We start from the raw sequence: 14,988 nt of genomic DNA on the forward strand, positions 1-14,988 counted from the left end.
GGTCTCCAATCAGAAGAACGTCGGCAGCGCGCCCCTGGAGAAGGTGCGCCACACCCATACTTGCGCGCCCACGAGGATCGGGGCGACCGGGACCACCATGACACTGAGCACACTCAGTGTCGGATCCGGGGCGGCGTTGCCGAGCATGTGGCCGGTCGCGGCCGCGATGACCAGGACGGCGGGCGCGGCGGCGGCGCAGGCCGACAGCAGCAGCGCGCGCCCGCTTCCGCGCGGGCCGTCCTGGAGGCGCCAGGCCGCGAACGTGCGGCCGTGCCAGGCGAGCAGCGCGAGCAGCGCCACGCCTCCCGCCACGGCGGGCGCGTCGAGGGGCGAGTCGGGCAGGCCGCGCGCGACGGCCACCAGGATCGCGCCCCAGGTGAGCGCCAGCCCGGCCGAGCCCGCGCACAGCGCGCCGTCCCACACCAGCCGCCAGGCGGCGCCGTCGGCCCTGCGGCGGAACCACAACCCCGCGTCGCGCACGATCCAGGCCAGCAGCAGGGCGACGACGAGGGGATACAGGCGGCTCAGCGCCTGGCCCTCCAGCACCGGGAACGCGCCGAAGAGCACGCCGGCGAGGGCGACCAGCCACACCTCGTTGGCGAGCACGAACGGCGCCATCGCGCCGACGAGGCGGTCGCGGCCCGCGGGAGAGCGGCCCAGCACGGGCAGCAGCACGCCGAGCCCGATGTCGAAGCCCTCCAGGGCGAAGTAGCCGGCCAGCAGAACGGCGAAGGTCAGGAACCAGAAGATGTCCATGGGGAGTGTGTCCTTCTACAGCGCGTGGGCGGGGGCGGGCTCCGCGGTGACGGGAAGGTCCGCGGCTCCGAGCACGACCCGTCCCGGGCCGCGCCGTACGGCACGGGCGATGAGGACGTAGTCGACGAGGGCGAGCAGTCCGAGCACGCCCGCGAACCCCGCGAAGGAGGCGGTGACGTCCGCCCGGGTCAGCCCGGGGGTGAGGGCGTCGGCCACGGAGAGCTTGCCGTACACCAGCCAGGGCTGGCGGCCGACCTCGCGGACGATCCAGCCGGCGATCGCCGCGACGAACGGCAGCGGGGTCATGACCATGAGGAGCGGGTGCAGCCAGCGTGAGCGGGCCAGCACGTCGCGGATGAGCAGCGGCGTCAGCACGAACATCACGGCGAACTGGACGAGCTGCCCGATCGTGATCATCAGTCCGAGCGCGGTGCCGGGGACCGCTCCGTGGAACTTGTCCGGCTGGACGGAGCCGACCGGCCCGAACTGGGCGTACCCGAACCCGACCGTGAACAGCGACCCGACGAAGGCGGTCAGCACGCCGATGCGCAGGGATCGGATGAAGAACTCCCGCTCGGGGGTGCGCCGGAACAGGTGGTAGGCGCTGGCGCCCATGACGACGAACCCGCCGGCCCACAGGCCGGCGCTCAGCACGTGGGGGAGCGCGAAGACGAGGGTCGGGTTGGTGAACAGGGCGCCGAAGTCGCGCAGCACGAGCCGTCCGCCCACCTCGGCCGAGCCCGCCGGGTTCTGCAGGAAGGAGTTGGCGACCATGATGAACAGCGCCGAGGCGTACGCCGTCAGCGTCACCAGCCAGATGCAGGCCACGTGGAGCGCGCGCGGCAGCCGGTGCCAGCCGAAGATCCACAAGCCCAGGAACGTGGACTCCAGGAAGAAGGCCAGCAGCGTCTCCATGGCCAGCGGTGCGCCGAACACGTCGCCCGCGTAGTGCGAAAGCCCGCTCCAGCTCAGCCCGAACTGGAACTCCATCACGAGCCCGGTGACGATGCCGAGCGCGTAGTTGATCACATAGATCTGCCCCCAGAAGCGGGTCATCCGCTCGTGCAGGGGGTTCCCGCCGATGGCGTATCGAGTGTGCATGATCGCCACCAGTGGGGCCAGTCCCAGCGTGAGCACGACGAACAGGAAATGGAGGCTTCCTGTGACGGCGAACTGCGTCCGGGCGAGGTCGACGACGTCCATTGATTTCTCCATGCGTAGACTGTCTACATGTAGACAGCCTACATGTAGACTCGACGCATGAGTGACCGGGATAGGCTGCGGGCGTGAACGCCGATGCGCTCCGAGGGCATATGGACGCCCTGCTGCTCTCCGTGCTGGAGCGTGAGCCGCTGCACGGCTACGCGATCATCGAGGCGCTGCGCGAGCGCAGCGGGGGTGCGCTCGACGTGCCGACGGGCACGGTCTACCCCGCGCTGCGCAGGCTGGAGCGCGCCGGACTGCTCGCCGGTGAATGGGCCTCCGACGGGGGGCGCAAACGGCGGACCTACCGCCTCACGGACGCCGGGCGCAAGGCGCTGGCGGGGGAGCGGTCGGCCTGGCGGTCGTTCACGACCGCGATAGGGAGCGTTCTCGATCCGCTGCGCTGAGATTCGTCGAGCCGAGCGCGGAGATCGCCCTGGTGCAGCGCACGCAGTGCGCGGCGCTGTACAGCTGCCACACGCTGAGCGCGTAGCTGACCGCGGACACGGCCAGCCCGGGGACGTAGCCGCTGAACCCGACAGGGCCGTGGGCGCCCGCCGCCAGCGTCAGGCCCATCGCCCCGATCAGCGGCGTCTGGATCCAGACGAACAACCCCAGCCACCGGGTGAGCCGCGCGGGCCGGCGGATGTGCCGCGATCCGCGCCCGAGCGCGAGCAGCGCGACGCCGCCCATCACGCCCACACTGAGCTGGAGCAGATCCACCGTCCTGGCCAACGGCCCGAACCACACCGGTTTGATCTCGTCGACATGCGGGCTCTCCGGGAAGACCCGCCAGATCACCGCCCACATGAACGCGACGAGCGGCACGCTGAGGAACAGCAGCGCGGCCGTGCGGCGGCCCTGGCTCACCGTCAGCTCCCCCTGGAAGCCCGGCGCGACCTCGGGCACGGTCCCGAAGTCGGCGACCGCCAGCCGTTCGGCCTCGACCCGGGGGAGACCCTCGCTCTCGTACGCCTCGGCCGCGTCGAGCAGGCTGTCGCGCGCCTCGGCCAGCAGGTCGCGCCTGGCCCGGCCGGGGCCTCGCAGCGCATGACGCATCGACGCGACGTACTCGTCGATCGGACCCGCGTTCCCCATCGTCCCTCCCCGGTCTGCCGCAAGCGTACGGCCGGGAGCCCGGGGGCGCATCAGGGTCATCCCTGACCTGGGCCCAAGGGCCCGTGCCGCCCGAGCCGTACGGCACTGCCGCCGCGGGCCGGCGGATGCTTTCCTTGAGGAACGCGGAGCGGGCACGAGACGGTCAGCGGAGGCCTCGGATAGGCAAAGGGGAGGAGCGGCAGCACTCCGGTTCGCAGATACCCTGTCCTCAGGCGAACCCGGCCCCCCAAAACATGGTCCTGTCCCTTTTGCGGCGCGAGGGACAGGCGGTTTTTGTGGGTACAGGGATGCTTATGGGCGGTGTCTTCTGACCGTTTCGCCGCGGCAACACCCTGTTAACCCTGGTCGGCGAGACTGAGAGCGGAGAGCGAGGCGGAACGTGAACCAGCCGAAGATCGTGGTGGGCATCAACGGGTCGATGGCGTCGCAGGCCGCACTGCGGTGGGCCGCCGCCGAGGGTTCGCTGCGCGGCGCGCGGGTGGAGGCGGTGTACGCCTGGGAGTGGATGGGCGGGCTGCACGCCCACTACGCGCCGATCGCGAGCCGCACCTCACGGGAGGACGAGCACAGGACCGCACTCGACGTCGCCGCCCAGGCCGTCGCCGAACTCGGCGAGCGTCATGTCGAGCCGGTCGTGGTCGAGGGTCCGCCCGCCCAGGTCCTGCTGCGCGCGACCGAGGGCGCCGACCTGCTGGTGCTGGGCGCGCACGAGGCCGAGTCCGAGCCCTACCCCGTGCTCAACCCGGTCGTCTCCGCCTGCCTGCTGCGGGCCAGGTGCCCGGTCGTCGTCGTGCTGCCCGGCATGGAGCACGACCGCCGGCCCGGAGTGCTCGCCGGGAGCCGGTCCTGACCTGACCTCCTCAGGGGCCGGATGTCCTCCCGGTCCCGGGACTTTCCGCCCTGCCGCACCGCACGGCCCGGGCGGAGCATGAGCGTATGCGGCCCAACACCCCGGCCGGCTGCCCGGTCACCGACCCGGGCGTCGTCGTCGGGTACGACGGCTCCGACTTCGCCATGCAGGCGCTCGACTGGGCGATGGACGAGGCCGAGTTCCGCGACTCGCCCATCACCGTCTGCCACGCCTGGCAGTCGCCGTACGGCGACGGCGACGAGGACGCGCGCACGTCGCTGCAGCACGCGGCCGAGCACGTGCTGTGGCACGGCGCCGAATGCGCGCGGCAGTGCACGAGCGGCGTCCGCGTGCGGGAGGACCTGTTCGAGGGCCCGGCCTCCGACCGGCTCGTCGCGCTGTCGGAGACGGCCGATCTCGTCGTCGTGGGATCGCGCGGCCTGAGCGGGGCGGCCCGGCGCGTGATGGGGTCGGTCGCGGGGCATGTCGCGACGCACGCCCTCTGCCCCGTGGTCGTGGTCCGCGGCACGGGCCCGCTGCCGCACCGCAGGCACCCCGGCCCCGTCGTCGCCGGCGTCGGCGGCGGCGACGACCACGTCCTCGCCTTCGCCTATCACGAGGCGGCCCTGCGCGGGCTGCCGCTGGTCGCGGTGCACGCCTGGCGCTACCCGGCCGCCGCCTGGAGCGCGGGGATGGCGCCCATGGTGATGTCCGACGTCCCCGGCAGGGAGGCCGTCGAGGCGCTGGAGGCCGCCGTGGAGCCCTGGCGCGCGCGGTATCCGGACGTGCGCACCCTGCTCAAGCCGGTCGAGGGGCCCGTGCTCGACGGGCTGGCCGGAGCCTCACCCGGCGCGACCATGCTGGTCGTCGGCGCGACCCGCGCCCGGGGGGTGCTCGGCAGGCTCGGGTCGGTCACCCGGCCGCTGATCGACGCGGTCACCTGTCCGGTGGCCGTCGTCCACTGCTGAGCGCTGCCGAGCGCTGCCGTGCGCTGCCGACCACGGGGACCGATAGGACCGATCCATCCCGGACCGTGACGCGCAAGGGCAGCAGGCCTACGGTAGCGGCGTCAGGTAATCGGCAAATTCCTACAAGTTTGTGATAAAGACACTTATTGGTCCTGGTGTCGCGGTGATCTCCCCCTAAAGTCCGGGGCATGCGTGCTCTAACCCGGGCCTGCCCCGATGACCGCCCCGGCGCTCGCGCGGTCGCCGCGCTCGCGGCCGCCGGCCTCCTGATCGCCGGCGTCACGGTCGCGGCGGCGGCGCCCGCCTCGGCCGAGCCGAGCGCCGTGGTGATCAGCCAGGTGTACGGCGGCGGCGGCAACTCCGGCGCCCCTTACACCAACGACTACGTCGAACTGTTCAACCGCGGCGCCGCCGCGATCTCGCTGGACGGCTGGTCCCTCCAGTACACGAGTGCCACCGGGACCGGTCAGTTCGGCTCCCAGAAGCAGAACCTGTCGGGCTCGCTCGCCCCCGGCCAGTATCACCTGATCCAGCTGTCCGCCGGATCGACGCCGAGCGGTGCGCTGCCGTCCGCCGACACCGTCGGCGCGCTGAGCCTGAGCGCCACGGCCGGCAAGGTCGCCCTGGTCCGCTCGACCACCGGCCTCGCGTGCAACGGCGGCTCCTCGCCCTGCACCCCCGAGCAGGCGGCGCAGATCGCCGACCTCGTCGGGTATGGCACGGCCAACTACTTCGAGGGTCCGGCGGCGGCCCCGGGCCTGAGCAACTCCACCGCCGCGGTGCGCGCCGGCGGCGGCTGCGCGGACACCGACGACAATGCCGCGGACTTCACCGCGGGCGCGCCCGCACCGCGCAACACGGCGACGCCCCCGGCTCCCTGCGGCGTCGCCTCGCCGTCGCCGTCCGCCTCGCCGTCCGCCTCGCCGTCCGCTTCGCCGACACCGTCGCCCACACCCACGCCCACAGGCGACCCGTGCGATCTGCCGGCGAACCGGCAGATCGCCGAGGTCCAGGGCAGCGGCGACGCCTCCCCGCTCGCCGGGCAGACCGTCCGGGTCGAGGGCATCGTGACCGGCGACTTCCAGGGGACTGGCCAGCAGAGCGGCTTCTACTTCCAGGACCCGACGCCCGACTCCGACCCGGCCACCTCCGACGGCCTGTTCGCGTTCGCCCGGGCGTCGTTCAAGGACGTCAAGGCCGGCGATCGGGTGCTCGTCACCGGCCGGGTCACCGAGTTCAACGGGCTCACCGAGTTGTCCCCGGTGACGGCGGTGGACGTCTGCGGCACCGGGACGATCAACCCGAAGGCCTATGACCTGCCGCCGGCCGGCGGCGCCACCTTCGAGCCGTACGAGAACGTGCTCGTGACCTTCCCCGAGCCGCTGACCGTGACCGACCACTACAACCTCGGCCGGTACGGCGAGGTGACGCTCGCCGCGGGCGGCAGGCTGTTCCAGCCGACCGACCGGAAGGGAGTGGACCCCGCGCTGGACGCCCGCAGGTCGCTGCTCGTCGACGACGGCTCGAACACCGAGAACCCGGCGACGATCCCGTACACGACGCCGCAGGCCGTCCGCCTGGGCGACACCGCGGCGGGCGTCACCGGCGTGCTGAGCTACGGCTTCGGGGCCTACCGGCTGGAGCCGACCAAGCCGGTCACCTTCCTGCGGACCAACCCCCGGCTGCCGGCGCCTGCGCCGGTCGGCGGGAACGTCCGCGTCGCGAGCCTCAACACGCTCAACTGGTTCACGACGCTCGGCTCGCGCGGCGCGAACACCGCCGAGGAGCAGCAGCGGCAGCTGAAGAAGACCGTCGCCACGCTCAAGGGCCTCGACGCCGACGTCGTCGGGCTCATGGAGGTCGAGAACAACGGGCAGACCGCGCTCAACGCGCTGGTCGCCGCGCTGAACGCCGAGGTGGGCGCGGGCACGTACGCCGCCCTTACCCACCCCTACCCGGGCACCGACGCCATCCACGTCGCCGCGATCTACAAGCCGGCGAAGCTGGCCCCCGTCGGGGCGACGCGGTCCTCGACCGACCCGGTCTTCCGGCGGCCGCCGCTGATCCAGACCTTCCGCCGGGTGGGCGGCGGCCAGCCGTTCACGCTGCTCGTCAACCACTTCAAGTCCAAGGGCTGTGACGAGGAGGCCACCGGCGGCGACACCGACCAGGGCGACGGGCAGAGCTGCTACAACGCCGAGCGCGTACGGCAGGCCAAGGCCGTGCTCGGCCTCGTCGACTCGATGGACCTGCCGAACCCGCTGGTGATCGGCGACCTCAACGCCTACGGCGAGGAGGACCCGATCCACACGCTGGAGGCGGGCGGCCTGACCAGCCTGTCCAAGCGGTTCATCCCCGAGGCGCAGCGCTACAGCTACCTGTTCGACGGGCTGTCGGGCGAGCTGGACCACGCGATGGCCGGCAAGCAGCTCGTCAAGCGGGTGACCGGGACGACGATCTGGCACGTCAACGCCGACGAGCCGCGCATCCTCGACTACAACCTGGAGTTCAACCCGCCGAGCCTCTACCGGCCCGACGCGTTCCGCTCCTCCGACCACGACCCGCTGCTGATCGGGCTGAACCTGCCCGGCGGCAAGGGCTGACGACCCGCACGCGAAGGGGCCCCCGGCGACGGGGGCCCCTTTTCGACGGTCAGGCGTTGGGATCGACGAAGTCGCGCTTGGTCGCCGGCGGTTCGCCCGGCTTGCCGCCGAGACGCGGATAACGCAGGTCGAAGGCGGGCCGCTCGGAGCGGATCGGCGGAATCGACACGAAGTTGTGGCGCGGCGGCGGGCAGGACGTCGCCCACTCCAGCGAGTTGGCGTGCCCCCACGGGTCGTCCACCGTCACCTTCTCCCCGTGCCGCACGGTCCACCAGATGTTGTAGAGGAACGGCAGGGTGGACAGGCCGAGCAGGAACGCCCCGAGGCTCGACACCTGGTGCATCCAGGTGAAGCCGTCGGCGGCCGCGTAGTCGCCGTACCGGCGCGGCATGCCCTGCGCGCCGAGCCAGTGCTGGATGAGGAACGTCAGGTGGAACCCGATGAACAGCATCCAGAAGTGGATCTTCCCGAGCGGCTCGTTCAGCATCCGGCCGGTCAGCTTCGGCCACCAGAAGTAGAAGCCGGAGAACATCGCGAAGACCACCGTGCCGAACACCACGTAGTGGAAGTGGGCGACCACGAAGTAGGTGTCGGTCACGTGGAAGTCGAGCGGGGGCGACGCCAGGATCACCCCGGTCAGCCCGCCGAGCAGGAACGTCACGAGGAAGCCCACCGCCCACAGCATGGGCGTCTCGAACGAGAGATGGCCCCGCCACATCGTGCCCGTCCAGTTGAAGAACTTCACCCCGGTGGGCACGGCGATCAGGAACGTCATCAGCGAGAAGAACGGCAGCAGCACCCGGCCGGTGGCGAACATGTGGTGCGCCCACACGGTGACCGACAGCGCGGTGATCGCGATCGTCGCGCCGACCATCCCGACGTACCCGAACAGCGGCTTGCGGCTGAAGACCGGGATCACCTCGGTGACGATGCCGAAGAACGGCAGCGCGATGATGTAGACCTCGGGATGGCCGAAGAACCAGAACAGGTGCTGCCACAGCAGCGGGCCGCCGGTCGCCGGGTCGTAGATGTGCGCGCCCAGCTTGCGGTCGATCTCCAGTGCCAGCAGCGCGGCGGCGAGCACCGGGAAGGCCAGCAGCACGAGGATCGAGGTGAAGAACACGTTCCACGTGAAGATCGGCATCCGGAACATCGTCATGCCCGGGGCGCGCATGCACATGATCGTCGTGATGAAGTTGACCGAGCCGAGGATCGTCCCGAGGCCGGACAGCGCCAGGCCCATCACCCACAGGTCCCCGCCGAGCTGCGGGGTGAACGCCGCGGTCGACAGCGGCGTGTAGGCCGTCCAGCCGAACGTCGGCGCCCCGCCGGTCAGCATCGATCCGAGGACCATCAGGCCGCCGAAGAGGAACAGCCAGTAGCTCGCCATGTTCAGCCTCGGGAACGCCACGTCCGGCGCTCCGATCTGCAGCGGCATGATCGCGTTGGCGAATCCGGCGAACAACGGCGTCGCGAAGAACAGCAGCATGATGGTGCCGTGCAGCGTGAACAGCTGGTTGTACTGCTGCAACGTGACGAACTGCATGCCCGGCTCGAAGAGCTCCGCCCGGATGACCATCGCCTGCAGGCCGCCGACCAGGAAGAAGAAGAACGTGGTGATCAGATAGAGGTTCCCGATCACCTTGTGGTCCGTGCTCGACAACCATGAGGCGAGCCGAGCGCCTGTGCCCCTCTGGCCCGTCAGATCGGTCGGCCGTACGGCATGAGTCGTCATCCGGGTGCTCCTTCTAGGTCAAGAAGGTCTCCTGCCCAATCACACGAGGCTCATCGCGAAATGGAATGCTGGGATCGACCGGCTGGTTATGCCCGCTGAAGACCGAGCGAAAGGAGTCGCCCATGGCGACCATCGAGGTAACCGAGAAGAACTTCAACGACATCGCCGACAACGGCATCGTACTGCTCGATTTCTGGGCATCCTGGTGCGGCCCCTGCCGGTCCTTCGCGCCGATCTTCGAGAAGGCGTCCGAGGAGCACGCGGACATCACCTTCGGCAAGATCGACACCGAGGCGCAGCCGGCGCTGTCGGAGGGCTTCGAGATCACCGCGATTCCGACGATCATGGCGATCCGCGACGGGATCGTGGTGTTCGCCCAGCCGGGCGCCCTTCCCGCGCCCGCGCTCGAGGACCTGATCGGGCAGCTGCGCGCACTCGACATGGACGCCATCCGCGCCCAGATCGAGGCGGAGGCCAAGAACTCCTGAGGCCCCGGGCCGCGCGCCCGGAAACGGAAACCGCCGTCACCCCGTCCGAGTGATCGGAGGGCGACGGCGGATTCAGACGATCGGTGACGGGCGGGCCGGCCCGGTGCCGGTCAGCTCGACCGGTACAGCTCCGCGACGCGGAAGGCGAGGTCGAGCGACTGACCGCGGTTGAGGCGGGGGTCGCAGGCGGTCTCGTACCGCAGCGCCAGGTCCTCCTCCACGATCGCGTGCCCGCCGCCCACGCACTCGGTGACGTCGTCGCCGGTGAACTCGATGTGGATGCCGCCGGGGTGGGTGCCGAGCGCGTGGTGCACCTCGAAGAACCCCGCGACCTCGTCCAGCACGTCGTCGAGGCGGCGAGTCTTGTGCCCGCTCGGCGCCTCGAAGGTGTTGCCGTGCATCGGGTCGCAGATCCACGCCACGGTCGCGCCGCTGGCGTTGACCTTCTCCACCAGCGTCGGCAGCGCGTCGCGGACCTTGCCGGCGCCCATCCGGGTGATGAAGGTGAGCCGCCCCGGCTCGTTGTCGGGGTTGAGCTTGTCGATCAGCGCGAGGGCCTCTTCCGGAGAGGTCGTCGGGCCGAGCTTCACGCCGATCGGGTTGCGGATGCGGCTGAAGAACTCGACGTGCGCCCCGTCGAGCTGCCGGGTGCGCTCGCCGATCCACACCATGTGCGCCGACACGTCGTACGGCAGGCCCGTGCGCGAGTCGATCCGGGTGAGCGCCCGGTCGTAGTCGAGGATCAGGGCCTCGTGGGAGGAGTAGAACTCCACGGTGTGGAACTCCTCCGGGTCCGCCCCGCAGGCCCGCATGAACGAGAGCGCCTGGTCGATCTCCCGCGCGAGCTGCTCGTAGCGCCGCCCCGCCGGGGACTCCGCGACGAAGTCCTGGTTCCACGCGTGGACCTGGCGCAGGTCGGCGTAGCCGCCCTTGGTGAAGGCCCGCGCGAGGTTCAGCGTGACGGCGGAGGAGTGGTAGGCGCGCAGCAGCCGGTTGGGGTCGGGGCGGCGGGCCTCGGCGGTGAAGTCGAAGCCGTTGACCATGTCGCCCCGGTAGGCCGGCAGCTCCACGCCGTCGCGGGTCTCCATAGGCTTGGACCGCGGCTTGGCGAACTGCCCGGCGAGCCTGCCGATCTTGATGACCGGCACGCGGCCGGCGTAGGTCAGCACGATCGCCATCTGCAGCAGCGTCTTGAGCTTGTTGCGCACGTTCTCGGCCGTCGCGCCCGCGAAGGTCTCGGCGCAGTCGCCGCCCTGCAGGACGAACGCCTCCCCGCGTGCCACGGCGGCCAAGCTCTCCTTGAGCTGGTCGCACTCGCCGGCGAACACGAGCGGAGGCAGGGACGCCAGCTCCGCGACGACCTTGTCCAGCTCGCCGCGGTCCGGCCAGTCCGGCTGCTGGGCCGCGGGCAGGTCACGCCAGGTGTCCAGGGCACGCGAGGTGTCGGGATTCGATGCGCTCACGGTCACCAAGGTTATTGCACCGCGTCCTGTGCGGCCCCCTCCCTGTCCACTTGCTGAGATCTTTTTTCTTGACCGGTAAGCCGCACATGCTCGGGCAGCACGCCGAGCCCGATGAACCGGGCCACCAGCGAGCGCACCACCGGCACGCGGGTGAGGGCGGGGATCCGCATCACGGGACCGGCGAGCGCCGGCCGGATGAGGCGTTCCTGCACCACCCGCTGCACGGTCTGCACGACGGCCGTGGGGACCCTCCTGCGGCGCTCGACCTTGGCGAGCAGCGCCGCGGGGGCCCGGCCGCGCAGCAGGGCCGGCCCGACGATGTTGGCGGTGGCGACCGCGTCCTGCACCGCGAGGTTGATCCCGACGCCGAAGATCGGCGACATCGCGTGGGCCGCGTCGCCGATGGCCAGCAGCCCCGGCAGGTGCCAGCGCGTGAGCCGGTTCACCTCGACGCTGAGCACGCCGGTCTCGTCGAAGCCGTGCAGGTCGCGGGTCCTGCCGCTGAGGAAGGGCAGCAGCCGTTCCACCTCGTGGCGCAGCTCGTCGACGCCCTTCGCCTCGAGCGCGGTGAAGCCGCCCTTGGGGATGACGTAGGCGAGCTGCCAGTGGGTCTTCCTGTTGATGGCGACCATGAGCCGGCCGGTCGACGCCCGCAGGAACGGCTGATCGGGATCGCCCTCGGCGCGCGGCAGCCGGAACCAGACGACGTCCATCGGGGCGCCGAACCGCTTCGGCGCCAGCCCGGCCGCCCGCCGCATCTCGGAGTGCCGGCCGTCGGCGGCGACCGTGAGCACGGCCCGTATCTCGTGCTCCTCGCCCCGCTCGTCGCGGTAGCGCACCCCGCGGATCGCGCCGTCGTGCCGTACGAGGTCGACGACCTTGGCGTTCATCAGGAGGTGGAAGTTGGGATACGCGCCCGCCTCACGGGTGAGGAGGTCGAGGAAGTCCCACTGCGGGACGAAGGCGATGTACCGGTACCTGCCCCGCAGGCGTCGCAGGTCGGCGATGGCCACCTCGCCGTCGTCGGTCCGTACGGACATCGTGTACGCCTTGTGGTGCGGCAGCCGGTGGAACTCCTGGGCCAGGCCGATCTCGCTCAGGACCTGGAGGGTCGAGGGATGGATCGTGTCACCGCGGAAGTCGCGCAGGAAGTCCGCGTGCTTCTCCAGCAGAGTGACATCGACGCCCGCGCGGGCCAGGAGCAGCGCGAGCATGGCCCCCGCGGGCCCGCCGCCCGCGATCACACATGTCGTCTCCATAATTCATCACCCGCTGAAATTGTCTCACGCGGGAGGCCGGGTCGCCAGAGTGGGCCTACCGGAGCGCGTGCGGGACCGCTATTTTGTGATCAATGGAGTCGGCCTTCTGGAGTTCGCTGTGAGTGCTCGTGTCAGTCACCTGGGTCGCGTCGCGGCCGGGGCGATGGTCCTGTCCCTCGTGGCGTCGCTGACCGTCGGGGCGCCCGCGGCCCTCGCCGCGACCGGCGACTCCGAGCCGCACACCGGCAACGGGTGCGGCTCGCAGTCCCTCACGCTGGAGGCGTGACCTCAGACGTGCGCGTGGTTGCGGGACCCCGCGCGCAGCACGTCCAGGCAGGCGACCAGTGACCTCGTGGTGATGTCCCGGGTGCGGGCGTAGGCCTCCTCCGGATACTGCCGCGGGCCGTCCTCCACCAGCATGATCAGGTAGAGGTAGACCCGGTAGAGGGTGATCCGGACGCGGGCGGCCTGGTCCAGCCGCACGGGGCCGGCCTCCTGCCGGTAACCCGTGAGCATCGGGTCGTCCTCGCGCAGCTCGTCGAAGATCGTAGGGGTGACGAAGTCGGCGAGCGGGTCGCCCCAGAACGCCCTCTCATGGTCGATGAGCGCCTGGACGCGCTTGTCGCCGTCCAGGAACACGTTGCCCGGCCACATGTCGAAGTGCACCAGTGACGGCGTGGTGACCTGATCGAGGACGTGCGCGTTCATGTGCACGAGCCCGACGATCTCCACGATCGTGGCGGGGAGCGGGGTGTTGTAGTAGACCGCGTCGTCGAGCAGCGCGCCGACCATGACGAGGAACGCCTCCCGCCAGGTCCGGCCGGTCAGCCCGGCGTACGGGTAGCCGAAGACGTCCGTGCCCGGGATGGTGTGCAGGCGGGCGAGATGGCGGCCCAGTTCGAACCGGAGCGCGCTCTCCTCCGCGGGGCTGAGCGTCGTCCGGTTCCACGGCGCCCCGCCGAGCGCGGACAGGATGAGATAGTCGCCGCCCAGCAGCGGGTCGTCGAACGACGCCTTGAGCAGGGCGGGCATCGGCAGCCCCACGGGCTCGGCGAGGTGGTAGACCATCGCCTCGGTGCGCAGGAGGTGGCGCTCGTAGGACAGCAGCCGCAGGTCGGGCGGCGGGCCGAGCTTGAGCACCACCTGACGTCCGTCGTCGAGGCCGAGCCGCCAGACGGCGTTCGCGTAGCCGTCGGTGAGCTCCTCCGACGAGGTCACCCCGCAGCCCAGCGCGTCGCGGGTGATCTCGTCGAGTTGGGCGGGGGACAACCGCCTCTTCGTCCTGCTGTCCATTCAGCCTTCCAATGACGCAGTGGTGACCGCGATGGTCCACGTGGCCTCGTGCTTGTCCCCCGGCTGCAAAACGATCAGGTCCGTGCCCGAGTTGAACGCGTCGGGCGGACAGGTCATCGGCTCCACGGCCAGCCCCCGGTGGCCGAGCCCCGTGCCGGTGCAGACCTGGACCCACGGCAGCACCGCGGGGTCCCAGGTGATCTCCACTCCGCCCTCGGGCCCCAGTGCGCGCACGCGTCCCTCCGTCACGCCCGTGAAGGCATGGTCGACGGCGGTGTCCCCGATCACGTGCGGCGTCCTGAAGTCGTAGGGCGTTCCCGCGACCTCCACCAGGTCGGTGGGGGCGAGCAGGTCGTCGGTGAGCAGCACCCGTCCGGCCGGCAGGGAGAGCTCGTAGGCGGTGACGTCGGGCCCGGCCAGCAGCCACGGGTGCGGTCCGCAGCCGTACGGCGCGGCGGTCTCGCCCACGTTCTGCGCCGTCAGCGTGGTCGACAGGCCCTCCTCGGACAGCGAGTGCCGCACCTCCAGGGCGATCCGGTGCGGATAGCCCTCGGTGGGCTCCACGACGTGCGTCAGCCGCACGTGGCCGTGGTGGTCCTCGACCGACAGCAGCTCCGCGCACTTCCAGTCGAGCCCGGAGACGAGACCGTGCAGGGCGTGGCCGCGGTCCGGCTCGTTGACCGGCAGGTGGCGGCGCTGCCCCTCGAAGACGTACGTGCCGCCGACCACGCGGTTCGGCCACGGGGCCAGGACGGTGCCGCTGTAATAGGGGACCGGCCCGCCCTCCGGCCAGCTCGTCACCAGATCGCGGCCCTCGTGGCGCAGCACCCGGAGCGCGCCGCCCCGCTCGCTGATCGTGGCCTGGTATCCGCCGCCGGCAATCGTGTAATCGGGCACGGGGGAGTCCTCTCGCTGACGCGACGTCAAGAAGCGGGTCATCTGACGGTATGCAGGGACTTTATCCCAGCTCATCGCGCTTGATCCAAGCGGGGTGGGAGGAGAGTGGGAGCGCTCCCACTTCGGGTAAAGCTAAGTCTTTTCGGCTGACGCGTCAACTTATTCGCGGGATTATCGCGTAGATCGGTATAACGGCACCGATTTGCCGCACGCCGGTCCTTGCGTGCACGTGCATGGGCGATCGCCCACCATTGCGCGCTGAAAGTTTCAGCAATTCCGCGCAGCCGTCATCGCACCGCCGCACTCCATTCGGACGGAGTGGGGCGCCGTGGGTCGCCCGCAGGCCGAGTCCGG

The 14,988-nt window shown here is 70.8% G+C and carries 14 protein-coding genes; 6 read left to right on the forward strand and 8 right to left on the reverse strand.

Annotation, left to right across the window (positions count from 1 at the left end; all coding sequences use genetic code 11):
• Window positions 1–9: 9 nt before the first annotated feature.
• Window positions 10–756 (reverse strand): cytochrome d ubiquinol oxidase subunit II, encoded by a 747-nt coding sequence (locus BXA11_RS19465; RefSeq protein ID WP_076436489.1) that lies wholly within the window; start codon window positions 754–756, stop codon window positions 10–12.
• A 15-nt stretch (window positions 757–771) separates the two neighbouring features.
• Complete coding sequence (locus tag BXA11_RS19470; protein WP_076436492.1) at window positions 772–1,959, reverse strand: cytochrome ubiquinol oxidase subunit I; 1,188 nt, start codon at window positions 1,957–1,959, stop codon at window positions 772–774.
• Between the two features lie 83 nt (window positions 1,960–2,042).
• On the opposite strand from BXA11_RS19470, the gene BXA11_RS19475 reads away from it, so the two are divergent.
• Window positions 2,043–2,366 carry a helix-turn-helix transcriptional regulator gene (locus tag BXA11_RS19475; RefSeq protein WP_076436494.1) on the forward strand — a complete coding sequence of 108 codons (324 nt, stop codon included), beginning with the start codon at window positions 2,043–2,045 and terminating at the stop codon, window positions 2,364–2,366.
• On the opposite strand, the gene BXA11_RS19480 is transcribed toward BXA11_RS19475, so the two are convergent.
• A complete protein-coding gene (locus BXA11_RS19480) occupies window positions 2,326–3,057 on the reverse strand; it encodes a permease prefix domain 1-containing protein (RefSeq protein ID WP_076436496.1) in 732 nt (243 codons plus the stop codon). The genes BXA11_RS19475 and BXA11_RS19480 overlap by 41 nt on opposite strands.
• A 400-nt stretch (window positions 3,058–3,457) precedes the next feature.
• Here BXA11_RS19480 and BXA11_RS19485 point away from each other — a divergent pair, with 400 nt between their 5' ends.
• The 3 genes from BXA11_RS19485 (at window position 3,458) to BXA11_RS19495 (ending at window position 7,499) form a co-directional block, all read left to right on the forward strand.
• Complete coding sequence (locus BXA11_RS19485; protein ID WP_051761495.1) at window positions 3,458–3,928, forward strand: universal stress protein; 471 nt, start codon at window positions 3,458–3,460, stop codon at window positions 3,926–3,928.
• An 86-nt stretch (window positions 3,929–4,014) separates the two neighbouring features.
• Entirely contained in the window at window positions 4,015–4,896 is an 882-nt protein-coding gene (locus BXA11_RS19490; protein WP_076436498.1) for a universal stress protein, read from the forward strand.
• 188 nt (window positions 4,897–5,084) lie between these two features.
• Complete coding sequence (locus BXA11_RS19495; protein WP_076436501.1) at window positions 5,085–7,499, forward strand: ExeM/NucH family extracellular endonuclease; 2,415 nt, start codon at window positions 5,085–5,087, stop codon at window positions 7,497–7,499.
• A gap of 49 nt (window positions 7,500–7,548) precedes the next feature.
• Here BXA11_RS19495 and ctaD read toward each other — a convergent pair whose 3' ends face one another.
• Window positions 7,549–9,234: an aa3-type cytochrome oxidase subunit I gene (gene ctaD / locus BXA11_RS19500; protein ID WP_076436504.1), complete on the reverse strand. Its 1,686-nt coding sequence runs from the start codon at window positions 9,232–9,234 to the stop codon at window positions 7,549–7,551.
• Window positions 9,235–9,356: 122 nt separating this feature from the next.
• Between ctaD and BXA11_RS19505 the strand changes: the two genes are divergently transcribed.
• On the forward strand, window positions 9,357–9,722 hold the full coding sequence (locus BXA11_RS19505; protein WP_030507026.1) for a thioredoxin family protein: 366 nt from the start codon (window positions 9,357–9,359) through the stop codon (window positions 9,720–9,722).
• A gap of 110 nt (window positions 9,723–9,832) precedes the next feature.
• Here the strand turns inward: BXA11_RS19505 and BXA11_RS19510 are convergent, their stop codons facing one another.
• On the reverse strand, window positions 9,833–11,185 hold the full coding sequence (locus BXA11_RS19510; RefSeq protein ID WP_051761510.1) for a class II 3-deoxy-7-phosphoheptulonate synthase: 1,353 nt from the start codon (window positions 11,183–11,185) through the stop codon (window positions 9,833–9,835).
• Between the two features lie 11 nt (window positions 11,186–11,196).
• Complete coding sequence (locus BXA11_RS19515; RefSeq protein ID WP_076436506.1) at window positions 11,197–12,444, reverse strand: FAD-dependent oxidoreductase; 1,248 nt, start codon at window positions 12,442–12,444, stop codon at window positions 11,197–11,199.
• A 118-nt stretch (window positions 12,445–12,562) separates the two neighbouring features.
• Between BXA11_RS19515 and BXA11_RS43220 the strand changes: the two genes are divergently transcribed.
• Window positions 12,563–12,730 (forward strand): hypothetical protein, encoded by a 168-nt coding sequence (locus BXA11_RS43220; RefSeq protein WP_156080843.1) that lies wholly within the window; start codon window positions 12,563–12,565, stop codon window positions 12,728–12,730.
• 2 nt (window positions 12,731–12,732) lie between these two features.
• Here the strand turns inward: BXA11_RS43220 and BXA11_RS19525 are convergent, their stop codons facing one another.
• Together BXA11_RS19525 and BXA11_RS19530 are read right to left on the reverse strand one after the other, a co-directional pair.
• The gene (locus BXA11_RS19525; protein ID WP_076436510.1) at window positions 12,733–13,737 is read right to left on the reverse strand and encodes a phosphotransferase family protein; all 1,005 of its coding nucleotides are present in this window, start codon (window positions 13,735–13,737) and stop codon (window positions 12,733–12,735) included.
• Window positions 13,738–14,634 carry an aldose 1-epimerase family protein gene (locus BXA11_RS19530; protein WP_239105050.1) on the reverse strand — a complete coding sequence of 299 codons (897 nt, stop codon included), beginning with the start codon at window positions 14,632–14,634 and terminating at the stop codon, window positions 13,738–13,740.
• Between the last annotated feature and the right edge of the window lie 354 nt (window positions 14,635–14,988).

Origin of the sequence: Microbispora rosea (assembly GCF_900156315.1) — a bacterium.
Lineage (GTDB): Bacteria > Actinomycetota > Actinomycetes > Streptosporangiales > Streptosporangiaceae > Microbispora > Microbispora rosea.